We start from the raw sequence: 14,153 nt of genomic DNA, 5'->3' as shown, positions 1-14,153 counted from the left end.
TGCACTCAGCATCCTGCCGCTCGGAGTGACCACCACCGTCGCGGTGCTCCTGGCCGCGGCATCCTGCCTGCTCCTCCTCCGGCGTCGAGGGGCGGATGCCTCGCCCGCCGTCGCCGCGACCCCCCTCCCTGTCCACACTTCGTAGACCTCAGAGAAAGGACACCACAATGCGTGGAGTTATCATGTACGCCCCCGGCGACGTTCGCGTCGAGGACCGCGAGAACCCGACGATCGTCGAACCCACCGACGCGATCATCAAGCTCTCTGCGGCGTGCATCTGCGGCTCGGACCTCTGGCCCTACCGTGGCGCCGAGCCGGTCGACCACACTCCGATGGGCCACGAGTACGTCGGCGTCGTCACCGAGCTCGGCGCGGACGTGAAGACCATCGAGGTCGGAGACTTCGTCGTCGGATCGTTCTTCGCCTCCGACAACACCTGCGAGATCTGCCAGGCGGGGTACCAGACCCACTGCGTGCATCGCCAGCCCGGCGCACCCGGTGGCGCACAGAGCGAGTACGCCCGGATCCCGCTCGCGGACGGCACCCTCGTCGCCACCCCCGGTCAGCCCGACCCCGACCTCATCCCGTCCCTCTTGGCCGCCTCGGACGTGCTCGGCACCGGCTGGTTCGCCGCCGTCGCGGCCGAGGCCGGCCCCGGCAAGACGGTTGCGGTCGTCGGCGACGGCGCCGTGGGCCTGCTGGGTATCCTCGCCGCCAAGCAGCTCGGCGCCGACCGCATCATCGCGATGTCCCGCCACGCGGACCGCCAGGCGCTGGCCCGCCAGCTCGGCGCGACCGACATCGTCGAGGAGCGCGGCGACGAGGGCGTGGCGAAGATCAAGGAGCTCACCGGGGGGCTGGGGGCCCACAGCACGATCGAGGCCGTCGGAACGCAGGAGTCCATGCTGCAGGCGATCCGCGCCACGCGCGCGGGTGGACACGTCGGCTACGTCGGCGTCTCCCACGACGTCTCGCTCGACGGCTTCGAGCTGTTCTTCTCGGGTGTGCACCTCCACGGCGGGCCCGCGCCGGTGCGGCGCTTCCTCCCCGACCTGATCCAGCTCATCTGGGACCGCAAGATCGACCCGGGCGTCGTCTTCGACCTCACCCTCCCCTTGGAAGATGCGGCCGAGGGCTATCAGGCCATGGACGAGCGCCGCGCCACCAAAGTGCTGCTCACCGTCTGATGCACGGGGAATCGCAGCAAGGAAGGAACCCGCTTGTGGCCCCCAGTCAGCGCCTCACCGCCGTGAGGGCGGCGGCGATCGCCGCATCACTCACGCTCGGCGGATGCGCGCCCGGACCATCCGGGATCGAATCCGAATCGACCGCCGCGTCCGCAACCCCTCGCGCAACCGATGCCGGCAGTAAGACCCCCACGCCGATTGCGCCGACCCAGACTTCGGAGGCCCCCGTGACCGAGACGAGCATCACGATCACCGTGAAGGACACGACCGTGACGGGAGTTCTGCGGGCCAGCGCGGCAACAGCATCTCTGCTGGAGCAGCTCCCGCTCGAGCTCTCGTTCGCAGACTTCGGCGGCCAGGAGAAGATCGCCGCACTCCCCGCGCCCCTCGCGCTGGACGGGATGCCCTCCGGCGGCAGCGCCGAGCCGGGCACCATCGGCTACTACGCCCCTGACCAGGCGCTCGTCCTGTACTACGACACCGTCGGCTACTACAACGGCATCATCCCGCTCGGTAAGTTCGACGACGTCGCCACCGTTCGCGACGCACCGGCCTTCACGGGCACCCTGACCGCGAACTGAGCCACCCACGCCGCCCCGAGCTCAGCCCTGTTCTTCGTCTACCGTGCTCTGACAGGGAACCCCGAGGCCTCCGACCACGCCGACATCCAGGGCGGACGCTACCCCGACTTCCTCGAAGCCCAGACCAACCTCTGAAGGACCCGAAGGCGACCAGCGGGAGCTAACCCGGTCAAGAGCGTCCCGCTGTTCGCCGTCGCCACCGCACATGGGGCGACGGCGACTGCGACAAACACACTCATATCGTGCGAGTTTGAGCCCAGGCGACGGCGAACCACGCTCACACCCAGACGGCACCCGACCGGTTGATCCACCGAGTCATCCGCCCGACGGTGCGTCGCGCGCCCGGCACCTCGGGGAAATTGAGGTGACCATGCTCGACATCCTTCTCCCGAACGAGAGTGACATCGACACCAGCGACGGCGAGCTGCGCTGCGAACGCCTCTCCGGATGCCCTCAACTGGTCGCGCTCGCTGCTGATGAGCAGTGTGGGCGGCAGGCCGCTCACCTCGGCGTTCGCGGGGAACGTGTAGGGGTGTGAGAGCAGCTCTTCGCCGCCGACGTAGTTGAGGTTCATCTCACGCACGACCTCCGGCGAGTAGAGCGCTTCGGGAGGAAGGAGTTCGAGCTTGCTGCGCAACTCGGCGGACGGCTCCGGCAGCTCGGGATGATAGACGCCGTAGACCAGCACGAGCGACTTCGGCAGTTCGCGGCCCCGGTCGCGGAGCTGGAGGGCGACGGATGCCGCGAGGTTCCCGCCGGCGCTTCCGCCGCCGATGTGCCATTCGCCTACCGGGACGCCGAGGTCTGCCGACACAGCCCACTCCCATCCCGTGAGGCACTCGTCTGTTAGGACCGGGAAGTGGATGCCGTCTTTCGCGAGCCGGTAGTCGATGGCAACCGTGGGAATACCGGCATCCGCGAGCAGGCCCGCGACCCAGTGCGACTCGGGAACGTCGATGTCGTTGTGCGAGAACGCGCCGCCGTGGAGCCAGACGAGGCCGGCGATCGACGGCCCGTCTGGTCGATAGACGCGCAGCGGAATCTCACCGTGCGGGCCCGGAATGGGTCGCTCGATTTCAGAGTGCATCAGGCCGCCCCGAGCGGTCGGCCCCGGACCGGGCTCACAAGGCGACCTCGACTTCGCTGCTGATGTCTGTGCTCGAGAAGCCGACGAGAAGGGTGAAGACTCCCGGTTCGACAGACCATGCACCGTCCCAGTGGGCGAACCGTCGACGCGGGATCTCGACGGCGAGATCCACGGACTCTCCGGCCTCGGCGGAGACGGCATCGAACCCGGCGAGCCACTGCACCGGACGATCGACCCGCGAATCCGAATCGCGGCGGAGGTACGCCTGCACGACGGTCGACCCCCCTCTCCGACCGGAATTCCGCACCCTGACGTTCAGGCGCGTCGATCCGTCCTCTTCCGCCACGCACTCGACGGTCTCGATGGCCCAGGTGGTGTAGCCGAGACCGAACCCGAACGGGAACGCCGGCTCGACCCCAGACCGCATCCACGCACGGTAGCCGACGTGGATGCCCTCCGCGTAGTTCAGCACGCCCTCCGTCGGGGTGACGGTCGACACCGGGATGTCGTCCTCCGAGTCCGGCCACGACATCGGAAGTCTGCCGCGCGGTTCGCCGGCTCCGACGAGGACGTCGCCGAGGGCGTTTCCGAACTCCTGCCCGGGGAACCACATCGACAGGATCGCTGCGACATCGTGGCGCCACGGCAGCGTGACCGGTGCGCCAGCGTTGACGACGACGACCGTACGCGGGTTCGCTGCTGCGACAGCTCGGACGAGCTCATCCTGAGCGCCGGGGAGGGCGAGGGAGTCACGATCAAAGCCTTCCGATTCCACCTCTGACGATGTCGACACGATGACGACTGCCACGTCGGCTGCGCGCGCCGCGGCGACGGCCTCGGCGATGAGCTCGCCTGAAGGCCTGTCGCTCGGCGGGGTTCCTATGCGGAAGGACATCGCGACACCCATCTCGCCCAGCTTCGGGGTGAATCGCACGGTGAGGTCGATCTTCCCGTTCTCCAGTGGCGCCTCGAAGGTCGCGGTCGGCGGATGCAGCACGGCCGCCGCCGGATCGTCTGCGGCGTCGAGCCGCAACTCGCCACGAGCGATCTCGGAGCCCGCGACCAGCACCTCGTAGTCGCAGAGACCAGCGATGCCCAGAGCCACTCGATCCGATGCCGCGTCGGGCGAGTAGGTCAGGGTGAATTCGATGAGGTCGGACCTCGCGGCGAACGCGTTGGCATCGAAGGAGACGATCCCCGATGCGCGGCGAACCTCCTCAGCCAGGAGTGTCCCGCTGGAGTAGTACCTCACCGTCATCCCCGGGCTGCCCCCCGAGGAGTACGTCCCGTACGCGAGGTCTGCGAGACCGCGCTGCACGACTGCCCCCTGGGCCCAGGCGACGGATGCGTCCGGGAACGCCGCTTGCACTCCCTGCAGCGGCGTGACGACAGCGGAGGGGATCACCGTCGCGCTGCCGCCGCCCTGGGTTCGCGCGATCAATGCGCCCTCGCCGATGAGGGCGATCGATGCAGGAGCCGTCATCGGCAAGATGCCGTCGTTCTTCAAGAGCACAGTGCCTGCGGTGGCGGTCTCTCGCGCGAAGGCGCGCAGCTCGTCCTCGGGCAGCGGGTGACGTGCCTCGTCCGCGTGATCGACGTTCAGCGCCCCGACCCGTGCGGCGAGTCTGAGCAGCCTCACCACCTTGCGGTCGATCACTGCCTCGTCGATCGCTCCGCTCCGAACGGCATCCACGAGGCCATCGCTCCACGCGCTGCGCGGACCCGGCATCGCGAGGTCTTGGGGAACTCGAGCACTCTCCAGCGATCGGACGGCGGTCCAGTCGCTGACCACGAGCCCGTCGAACTTCCACTCCGAGTTCAGGGGAGTCTCGAGGAGCGCGTTCTCCGAGGCCGAAGCGCCGTTGACCGAGTTGTAGGCGCTCATCACAACCCACGACCCACCGCGGACGACCGGCTCCTCGAACGCTAGGAGGTAGACCTCGCGAAGCGTCTTCTCGTCGACCCGCACGTCCACCGTGAAGCGCTCGGTCTCGGACTCGTTGGCGATGTAGTGCTTGACGGTCGCGCCGACGCCGAACGACTGCACACCGGTCACGTACTCCGTGGCGAGAGCACCTGTGAGCAAGGGATCCTCACTGAAGGCCTCGAAGTGGCGCCCGCCATAAGGCGTGCGATGGAGGTTGATGGTCGGGCCGAGGACGACGTGCACGTTCTTCCGCACCGCCTCGCTCCCCAGTGTCTCCCCGTAGCGACGCATGAGCCGGCGATCCCACGCCGCTGCCGTCGCGGTCGGTGACGGCAGATTGATGGACGGGGAGCGCTCGTCCCACGTATCGCCCCGCACGCCCGCCGGGCCGTCCGACATCACAATCGACTGCAGACCGATCCGCTCCATCGGCCAGGTCGACCAGGAGTCACGTCCGGTCAGCAGTTGAACCTTCTCCTCGAGCGAGAGCATCTCGCAGGAGGCGTAGAGCTGCTCCTCGGTCGGAATGATCATCACGCACCTTTCGGACAGGTCGGACCGCGCCAGCGCGCGAAGGCCGGCGTCGTCGACGAGGGTCGGGTCAGCCCTTGATGGCACCCGAGGTCAGGCCAGCCACGATCTGGCGGTTGAAGAAGATGTACATCACCAGCGGCGGGATCGTGATGAGGAGGATGTCGGTGAACAACAGGTTCCACGTGGTCTGGAACTGGCTCTGGAAGTTGAACAGTGTGAGCTGCACGGTCGCGTTCTCCTCCCCCGGGAGGAAGTAGAGCGGATTGGCGAAGTCGTTGAACACCGCCACGGACTGCACGACGATCGCCGTCACGATGACGCTCCGCAGCAGCGGGAACCCCACCTGGAAGAAGAGGCGGATCGGACCGGCTCCATCGATCGTCGCGGCCTCGTCGAGTTCGCGGGGGATGTTCGAGACGAACGCGCGGAACAGCAGTACGCAGAACGACATGCCATAGGCGACCTCGACCAGAGCGAGCCCGAAGATCGTGTTGAAGATCCCCAGGGATTGCATGATCCAGGCGGTCGGAACGATGGCGGGAGGCACGATCAGCCCGGCCAGGATGAAGAACGTGATGATCCCGTTCCATCGCGACGGCCGCCTGGCGAGGATCCAGCCGATCATCGCCGACAGCACCACCATGGTCGTGACCGACAGCACCGTGAGGATCGTGCTGTTCACGAACGCCGTGATCAGCATGTAGTCGCGCGTCTGGAAGACGGCGACGATGTTCTCCCAGAGGACGAAGTCGATCGGCCAGGTGAACGACAGGCTCGCCGAGTCCGGACCGGTCTTGAACGACTGGACCACGATGAAGGCGAACGGCACGAGGAAGACGATGGCCGACACGGCCACGGCGATGCCGCCGATGACGTGGCGCCTGACTGTCCGGCTCACAGCTCAGTCTGCTTTCTGTTGAGCCACCAGAAGAGCGGCAGGATGATGGCGCTGACGACGGCGAAGAGCACGACGTTGCCGGCGGTCGACAGCCCGTAGAAGCCGTAGGCGTACTGCTTGTAGATGACGGATGCGAGGACGTCGCTCGCGAACCCTGGCCCACCGCCGGTCATGACCCAGATGAGCTGGAACTCGCGGAGGCCGCCGATGAGGGACAGGATGATGACCGTCGTCGTCGCCGGACGCACGAGGGGAAGTGTGATTCCCCAGAACCGGTGCCAGGCGCCGGCTCCGTCGACCTTCGCCGCCTCGTAGTATTCCTGCGGTATCGCGACGAGGCCCGCCATGTAGATGAGTGCGGCCAGTCCGACGCCACGCCAGACATCGACGCCGATGACCGAGTACAGGGCCAAGTTGGGGTCGGTGAGCCATCCCGGCCCTTCTATCCCGAACACCGCGAGCGTTCTGTTGATCAGGCCGTCGTAGGGATCCATCAACGCCTGGAATGTGATGCCGACGCCGACGGTGCTGACGAGCACGGGGAAGAAGACCACTGCTCGCAGATAGCCGCGCGCCGAGATGTCCGATGTCAGCAGAAGACCTATCAGCAGCCCGAGAACGACCTTCAACCCCGACGTCAACGTGCCGAAGATCAGAGTGTTCGTGAACCCCTTGCTCAACTGGGGATCGGAGAAGAACGTGATGAAGTTGTCGAACCCGATGAACTCGACTTCGAACAGCGTCCACCGCGTGAAGGCGTAGTAGAACGACGCGAACGTGGGTGCGATGAACAGCACGAAGAAGATCGCTGCTCCGGGAAGCAGGAACCAGTGCGGGTACATGCGATGCGCGTACCGGCGGCGAGGCGGCCTGCCACCGCGGACCGTGACCAGCGTCTCTGTCGAATCGGGGGGCGCAAGGGTTGCCATGATGACACCTTCGTTGGTGCCGGGGGTCGCTGTCATCAGCTGACGGCGACCCCCGGGGTTGGTGTGGACCGCGGGTTACCAGCCGGGCAGGCCGAGCTGCTGAGCCTGCTTCGCGGCATCCGCGTCGTAGAGCTCCGCACCACTCTGACCGTCGCGCACTCCCGAGCCGATCTCGACGTCGATCTGCATGAGGTTCGGGCCCTTCACCGGTGACAGGAACTCGAGCGCGGGCGCGATCTTGCCGCTGTCGAAGTACGGCGCGAAGTCGGCGACGATGCGCGGCGCCTCTTCCGGGACGGTGCAGCCTTCGACCAGGTATGCACCCGTGGCGCCCAGAGCCTCGGTGATCGCGTCGCAGCCGGCCGGGCTGGCCACGAACGCCATGAACTGCTTGACCTCGTCCGGGTGCTCGGTGTTCGCCGGCGCGTACAGCGCGGGCGGCATCCAGATCGTCATGCCGGCGTCTTCCGCGGAATCACCCGGGATGCCGAAGAATCCGACATCCTCGACGTGCTCCGGCCAGTTCGTCGCGATCGTGGCCTGCGCGAACCCGAGCATCGGGTAGTGGCCCGCCTCGCCGGTGGCGACGGCCTCGAGACCGTCGTTGAGGAGCGCCGAGGCGAAGTCCTCGTTCAGATAGCCCCCGTCGTAGATGTCCTGGAGCTTGGTGAAGCTCTGCACGGCGACCGGGTCGTCGGCGAAGTTGACCTCGTTGGCGGTGTACTGCTCCGCCCAGTCGTTGTCGCTGGCCCAGATGTTGTAGAAGTCGGCGAGCGTGATGATCTGCGACGTCCACGAGTCGCCGTACGTCTGCTCCACGGCGGTGTGGCCCGCGGCCTTGATGGCGTCGGAGTTCGCGAGGAACTCGTCCCACGTCGTCGGGACCTCGAGGCCGAGCTCCTCATACATCGGGATGTTGTAGAAGATGCCGCCGCCGCCCGCCGTCTGCACCGGCACACCGAAGACCCCGTCCGCGGTCGACACGGCCGAGATCCACGCGGGGTCGAGGTTCGCCACGAAGTCCTCGTCGGCGATGTTGAGCATCGTCTGGTCCGGGTTGAGCGCTTGCAGCAGCGAACCGCTGTTGTACCAGAACATGTCCGGCATCTCGTTGGTGGCCAGTCGCGTCTTCATGAGGTTGTCGAGCTCGGCGGAGTCGCTGGGCCCGGAGGCGTCGATCTCGACCACCACGTCGTCCTGGCTGGCGTTGAAGGCATCGGCCAAGGCCTCTGCCGTGGCGATGTTCGTCTCGACGCCGGATCCCTGGAACCACTCCAGCGTCACGGGACCGTCTGTGTCGTCGTTGCCTCCGCCGGCGGAACAGCCGACGAGCACGGTGAATGCGGTGATGACGCCGGCTGCCGCAAATGCGCGCGAGCGTCGTGAAACTGCGGACATCACTTACCTCTCTGTAAGCCGTCTCTTGGTGCGACGGGGACCTGATCGATGAAAACAGATCAACGATTGGTGTTTGAAACGATAAACACAGAAACCACCCCCCGTCAATCCCTACCTGTGACTTGTGTTCAAACCGAGACGCCCACCCGCGGACCAGCCGCATGAGGGCTACCATGACGGACTATGGCGGAACGAGGGCCCTACGCGAAGGGCGTGGCGAAGCGGGAGGAGATCCTCACTGTCGCGCTCGAGCACTTCGCGCGACGCGGCTACGATCGCGCCTCCGTGCGGGAGATCGCGCGCGAGTCGGGCCTCAGCCAAGCGGGACTCCTCCACCACTTCAGCAGCAAGCAGGAGCTGTTCCTCGAGGTGATCCGGCGCCGCGACGACCGCGACGGCGACCCCGTGAATCACCGCCACCTCCACTCGGTCGATCACCTGATCGCCGCCGTCGAGCACAACGTCGACGAGCCGGGCCTTGTGCGGCTCTTCGTCACGATGTCGGCCGAGAGCGTCGACGAGCCGAGCGTCGCCCGGTCCTTTTTCGAGTCGCGCTACGAATGGCTCCGCGGTGAGCTGCGCGCCGACATCCAGGCTCGCCAGGATGCCGGTGAAGTGTCCGCGTCCTTGGATGCCGACGACCTCGCATCGCTGATGGTCGCCGCCGCAGACGGGCTGCAGCTTCAGTGGCTCCTGCAGCCGGAGAAGGTCGACATGCCCCACAGGCTCAAGACTCTCTGGAGCTTGATGACGCAGTCCGGCAACTCGACTCCGTCGCCCGAATGACACCCCGCCACCAGATCGGTCGATGACTCCCGGGGCAATACCATTCAACGAATGGTATAGGGTGACACGCACCCGCCCTGTCGATCGAGGAGGATGACGTGCCGGAGACGACGACCGATCCCCGCTTCGCGAACATCGCCGCCAAGCTGCACGCCCACGCAGCCGTACACCCCGGCTTCAGTGCTCAGCTGAGCATCCGCATCGGCGATGGCCTGGTCTGCGACGAGCTCGCGGGCACCGGCCTCGACGTCGATTCGATGACCGGGGTCTACTCCGTCTCGAAGGGAGTTGCCGCTCTCGTGATCGCACAGCTCGTCTACGACGGTGCGCTCGAACTCGACCGGGCGATCGTGGACTACTGGCCGGAGTTCGGCGCTCAGGGCAAGACCGCCATCACCGTTCGGCAGGCGCTCTCACACCGGGCCGGGCTGCCGGTCGCGGCCCGCACGTTGTCGATAGGAGAACTGGCGGATGCCGGCGCGGCCTCGGTGCTTGCTGAGCAGCGGCCGCTGTGGGCGCCGGACAGCGCTTTCGGCTATCACGCCCTGACGATCGGCATCCTCATGGAGGAGCTCGTTCGCAGAAGCGCAGGCACGACACTTCAGCGCTTCTTCGAGACACAGATCCGGGAGCCGCTCGCTGCGGACTTCTACCTGGGCCTCCCCGAAGATCTCGACCATCGATACCGGTGGGTCGAGGACCCTCGCCTCGATCCGACGCAAGCGGCGGAGGTGGCCTCGCGTCCTCCGGTCGACGCTCTGGCCGCCGCCGTGTTCTCCAACACCGATGCGCCGGACGACCGCTCGCCGCAGGGGGTCTCCACCAACAATGTCGCGATCCGGCGCCGCGGTCCTGCCGCGATCGGCGGAGTCGGCAACGCCCGCGGGCTCTCCTCGCTCTACGCCGCGACACTCGCGGGAGCGCGCCGACCCATCGCCGCCCCGGACGTCTTCGCCGACCTGGCTCAGCAGCAGTCCTGGGGCATCGACCGCGTACTCAACGTGGCCAACTGCTTCGGGACCGTGTTCATGCTTCCGCAGCCACGAATGCCGTTCGGCTCCGTCGGTGCGTACGGCCACGACGGCGCCGGCGGCGCCCTCGCGTTCGCGGACCCGACCACGGGAGTGGCCTTCGCCTACATCCCGTCACCCATGCAGTACCCGGGCGGCGCGGATCCGCTCTCCATCGAGCTCGCACGCGATGCGATGCTCGTCGCGCGCGCGATCGCGTGAGCGATCCACGAAAGGACCACGAAATGTCGCCCTCCCCTCCGATTGCCACCGAGCTGCGATCCGCGCACTTCCTCGCAGCCGATAGCGACCGCGACGCGGTCGTCCGGTTCTGGACGACGGCTCGTCTGAGCCGGCCACGCGGGGAGATCGTGTCGGCTACGCTTCGCGCCACCGCGCACGGCATCTACGAAGCGTCCCTGGATGGACAGCCCGTGACCGAGTCGGTTCTCAACCCCGGCTGGACCGCCTACGAATGGCGGCTCGCCTACCAGACGTTCGACGTCACGACGCAGCTGGCCGGCGACTCTGGAGCCGATCTGCAGATCGAGCTGCTCCTCGGGAACGGCTGGTACCGCGGCGACCTGGGATTCGCGCGCGCCAACGCGAACTACGGCGACGAGACCTGCGTCGCCGCCGAACTCGTGATCACGTACGCTGACGGCTCCACGCAGACCATCGCGACCGGGCAGGACTGGATCGCCGAGGACTCCGGCATCCGCAGCTCGCTCTACAACGGGCAGACGATCGACGCCCGCGGCGGCACGACCCCCCTCGTGACTCGCGTCACCGACATCGACCGGACCACGCTCTTCGCGCAGTCGGCGCCTCCCGTCCTGCGCCACGAGATCCTGAGCCCCACCGCGGTGTTCACATCTCCCACCGGCCGCACCCTGGTCGACTTCGGCCAGAACCTCGTCGGATGGGTGCGGTGCACGATCCAGGGTGAGGCAGGTCGAGAAGTCGTCATCCGACACGCCGAGGTTCTCGAGGACGGCGAGCTAGGAACCCGACCGCTCCGCGGAGCCGCCGCGACAGACCGGTTCATCCTCTCGGGTGGCGTCGACACGTTCGAGCCGACGTTGACCTTCCACGGGTTCCGCTACGCGGAGGTGGAGGGCTGGCCGGGCGACATCGACCCTGACGCCTTCGAGGCGGTCGTCGTCCACTCCCAGATGAACCGAATCGGCAGGTTCGAGTGCTCGGAGCCGCTCGTGAACCAGCTGATCCACAACTCCATCTGGGGGCAGAAGGGCAACTTCCTCAGCGTGCCGACCGACTGCCCGCAACGCGACGAACGGCTCGGATGGACGGGTGACATCGCTGCGTACGCGGCATCCGCGGCATTCCAGTTCGACTCGGCGGACTTCCTCGACGGGTGGCTCCACGACCTGCGCGCCGAGACGGAGCACACCGAAGGGCGCATCGTGCCGTTGACGGTGCCCGACGTTCTCAAGTACGCGAACTTCCCCGACGGGTTCACGCTCCCGTGGCACCGTGCGACAGCGGTCTGGGGCGATGCGGCGGTGTGGGTGCCGCAGGCCCTGTGGCACGCCTACGGCGATCGCGACAGGCTCGCGTCGCACTACCCCGCCATGGTCCTCCATCTCGAGTCCGCCGAGAAGGATGTCTCGCCGACCGGCCTGTGGGACCTCGGGAACCAGCTCGGCGACTGGCTCGACCCGGACGCACCGCCCGAGGATCCGGCCGCAGCGAAGGCTGACCCGTCCGTCGTCGCCACCGCGTGCCTCTATCGGTCGGCATCGTTCGCCGCCGAGGCCGCGGAAATACTCGGTGAGGAGGCGGATGCTGCGCGCTGGAGCCGGCTCGCCGAGACGACCCGAGTCGCTTTCACCGAGCACTACGTCGATCAGGGGATCGTTCTCTCGGACTGCGCAACGGTCTACGCACTCGCGATCACATTCGACCTGCTCGACGAGCCCGATCGCACCAGGGCCGGCGAGCGTCTCGCCGAACTCGTGCGCGCGTCGTCGTATCGCGTGACCACGGGGTTCGCCGGAACCCCCTTCGTCACGTGGGCGCTTTCGGCGACGGGCCACGTCGACGACGCCTACCGTCTGCTCCTCGAGCGCGAGTGCCCGTCGTGGCTGTACCCGATCACGATGGGTGCCACGACGATCTGGGAGCGCTGGGACTCCATGCTCCCCGACGGCACCGTCAACGCCGGCGAGATGACGAGCTTCAACCACTATGCGCTCGGGGCGGTCGCCGATTGGATCTACCAGGTCGTCGGAGGAGTGCGAGCGGCCGAGCCCGGCTATGCGCGGGTGCGCATCCAGCCCGTTCCCGGGCCGGGGATCACCTGGGCACGGACGCGGCTCGAGACCCCGCGGGGACTGGTCACGTGCGAGTGGCAGGTCGACGGTGACGAGTTCACGATCGACGTGTCACTGCCCGAAGGGGTCCCCGGCGAGCTCACTCTCCCCGATGGCAGCTCCCCGCGCCTCGTCGAAGGCGAGGTCTCCGCTCGCTGCGTCCTGGACGAACCACGGACAACCTGAATGCGGTACCGAGCCGGCGACGAGTTCGGTGCCTCCTCGCGCGCCGGTGCGGGCGATCTCGTCGCGGCTCGGACGTACGCACGCACACGGGAGGCGGGACCGAGCTACGGAATTCGGGCAAGAACAAATTCCTGCGACCTCCCTGTCTTCATGGATTCGCGGGGCTTCGACGTGCCGGTGACGGAGGGATTTCAACCCATCGGCGGGCGTCACGCCAATTCGCCAGCGCCACCCGAGCTCAGGTCGACGATCACTTCACGAAGGTGCGCGGTGGAGACGGAGGGAATCGATCCCCGCGTCCCCTCGAAAACCGCACTAGATGCCGAAGCGATGACCTCGAGAATCGCGTGATTCCGCGGCTCGCGGGGCTAAACGAACGCTGCCAGACCGGACAATGTCTGGCGCGGGCGCACGAAACATGCGCAATCTCTTCCCAAATCGTTCTCACGCGGAAACAGAAATAGCCCCTGATCGGGGCTATTTGGAGCGGAGACGGAGGGATTTGAACTCCGACCCTCGGACATTTCGCAGGCGAGCTTCACTGTGCACACGCACGGTTCCGCGGATCTCGAGGTTTCGTCGATTGCCCTCGATGTGCCGGGTCGATCTCAAGTCTTCCCAAATCGTTCTCACGCAGCCACCGGACGAGCATCCACCTTTTCGCGGACGCGCGGCCGGCCGCGGTCATCTGGTTGAGAGCTGCGGATCGCTCTGGAGGTCCCTCATGAACTCGTCTGACTTCTGCTGGAGGAACGCGCAGAGCCTGGCAAGCTTCGTCATCTCGACGGCGATCGTCTGGACCGCAACGGCTCCAAGCCGGACGTAGTCCTCGCGGGGTTCGAAGGTCACCGTCCACTCCTCGCCGGGCTGGGTTGGCGGTTCGATGTAGATCTCGGTCGGTGAGTTCGGGAGCCGCATCCCGACCAGGCCGGTGTCAGCGCCGCCATCGCCATCCTGGGGGATGACCCGGATATGGCTTGCGCCCGCTGAGTTCTGCTGTTCGAACTCGGCGACCCACGACTCGAGGGTCTCAATGGTCCGGAACGGCATAGCCACTTCCTCCTGTCGCGTTACCGTCACACAGGATTTTCGAGCACCAAGCGTGTCCTGAGCAAGCACCGCGGCACTGCGGCTGCCGCATGGCCTCTGACGGGACTGCTCGGTTCCTACCCGGTGACGGTGGGATTAGAACGCGTCCGGGATGAGGTCACGGGGATCACATCGCGTCTCAGAACCGCGCCACATCAACGTTCCGCCTCTTCCTCGTCATCGTCGCGACTTCGGCGATCTAGGT

The 14,153-nt window shown here is 66.8% G+C and carries 11 protein-coding genes; 5 read left to right on the top strand and 6 right to left on the bottom strand.

Going from position 1 to position 14,153, the window contains the following annotated elements; genetic code table 11:
* Positions 1 to 167 precede the first annotated feature (167 nt).
* Entirely contained in the window at positions 168 to 1,187 is a 1,020-nt protein-coding gene (locus tag ACE3O1_RS02400) for a zinc-dependent alcohol dehydrogenase family protein (RefSeq protein ID WP_374312053.1), read from the top strand.
* A gap of 227 nt (positions 1,188 to 1,414) precedes the next feature.
* The gene (locus ACE3O1_RS02395; protein ID WP_374312051.1) at positions 1,415 to 1,768 is read left to right on the top strand and encodes a cyclophilin-like fold protein; all 354 of its coding nucleotides are present in this window, start codon (positions 1,415 to 1,417) and stop codon (positions 1,766 to 1,768) included.
* A gap of 277 nt (positions 1,769 to 2,045) precedes the next feature.
* Here ACE3O1_RS02395 and ACE3O1_RS02390 read toward each other — a convergent pair whose 3' ends face one another.
* The 5 genes from ACE3O1_RS02390 to ACE3O1_RS02370 all read right to left on the bottom strand — a co-directional run bounded on the left by ACE3O1_RS02390 (position 2,046) and on the right by ACE3O1_RS02370 (position 8,541).
* Entirely contained in the window at positions 2,046 to 2,855 is an 810-nt protein-coding gene (locus ACE3O1_RS02390) for an alpha/beta hydrolase (protein WP_374312049.1), read from the bottom strand.
* 34 nt (positions 2,856 to 2,889) lie between these two features.
* Positions 2,890 to 5,316 (bottom strand): beta-glucosidase, encoded by a 2,427-nt coding sequence (locus ACE3O1_RS02385; protein WP_374312047.1) that lies wholly within the window; start codon positions 5,314 to 5,316, stop codon positions 2,890 to 2,892.
* Between the two features lie 67 nt (positions 5,317 to 5,383).
* Positions 5,384 to 6,214, bottom strand: coding sequence for a carbohydrate ABC transporter permease (locus ACE3O1_RS02380; RefSeq protein ID WP_374312045.1), 831 nt, complete (start codon positions 6,212 to 6,214; stop codon positions 5,384 to 5,386).
* A complete protein-coding gene (locus tag ACE3O1_RS02375) occupies positions 6,211 to 7,056 on the bottom strand; it encodes a carbohydrate ABC transporter permease (RefSeq protein WP_235566991.1) in 846 nt (281 codons plus the stop codon). Before ACE3O1_RS02375 ends, ACE3O1_RS02380 begins: the two co-directional genes overlap by 4 nt.
* Before the next feature lie 162 nt (positions 7,057 to 7,218).
* Positions 7,219 to 8,541, bottom strand: a complete 1,323-nt coding sequence (locus ACE3O1_RS02370; protein ID WP_374312042.1) for an ABC transporter substrate-binding protein — start codon at positions 8,539 to 8,541, stop codon at positions 7,219 to 7,221.
* 183 nt (positions 8,542 to 8,724) lie between these two features.
* Between ACE3O1_RS02370 and ACE3O1_RS02365 the strand changes: the two genes are divergently transcribed.
* From ACE3O1_RS02365 to ACE3O1_RS02355, 3 genes are all read left to right on the top strand, one after another.
* Positions 8,725 to 9,327, top strand: coding sequence for a TetR family transcriptional regulator (locus ACE3O1_RS02365; protein ID WP_374312040.1), 603 nt, complete (start codon positions 8,725 to 8,727; stop codon positions 9,325 to 9,327).
* A 98-nt stretch (positions 9,328 to 9,425) separates the two neighbouring features.
* Positions 9,426 to 10,559 carry a serine hydrolase domain-containing protein gene (locus ACE3O1_RS02360; protein WP_374312038.1) on the top strand — a complete coding sequence of 378 codons (1,134 nt, stop codon included), beginning with the start codon at positions 9,426 to 9,428 and terminating at the stop codon, positions 10,557 to 10,559.
* A gap of 23 nt (positions 10,560 to 10,582) precedes the next feature.
* Positions 10,583 to 12,859 (top strand): family 78 glycoside hydrolase catalytic domain, encoded by a 2,277-nt coding sequence (locus ACE3O1_RS02355; protein ID WP_374312036.1) that lies wholly within the window; start codon positions 10,583 to 10,585, stop codon positions 12,857 to 12,859.
* A 684-nt stretch (positions 12,860 to 13,543) separates the two neighbouring features.
* Here ACE3O1_RS02355 and ACE3O1_RS02350 read toward each other — a convergent pair.
* On the bottom strand, positions 13,544 to 13,909 hold the full coding sequence (locus ACE3O1_RS02350) for a hypothetical protein (protein WP_374312034.1): 366 nt from the start codon (positions 13,907 to 13,909) through the stop codon (positions 13,544 to 13,546).
* Positions 13,910 to 14,153 lie beyond the last annotated feature (244 nt).

The sequence above is a fragment of the Microbacterium sp. genome (assembly GCF_041909575.1).
Lineage (GTDB): Bacteria > Actinomycetota > Actinomycetes > Actinomycetales > Microbacteriaceae > Microbacterium.
Note: the sequence above shows the minus strand (reverse complement) of the source record. Positions and strands in the feature narration are given on the sequence as shown.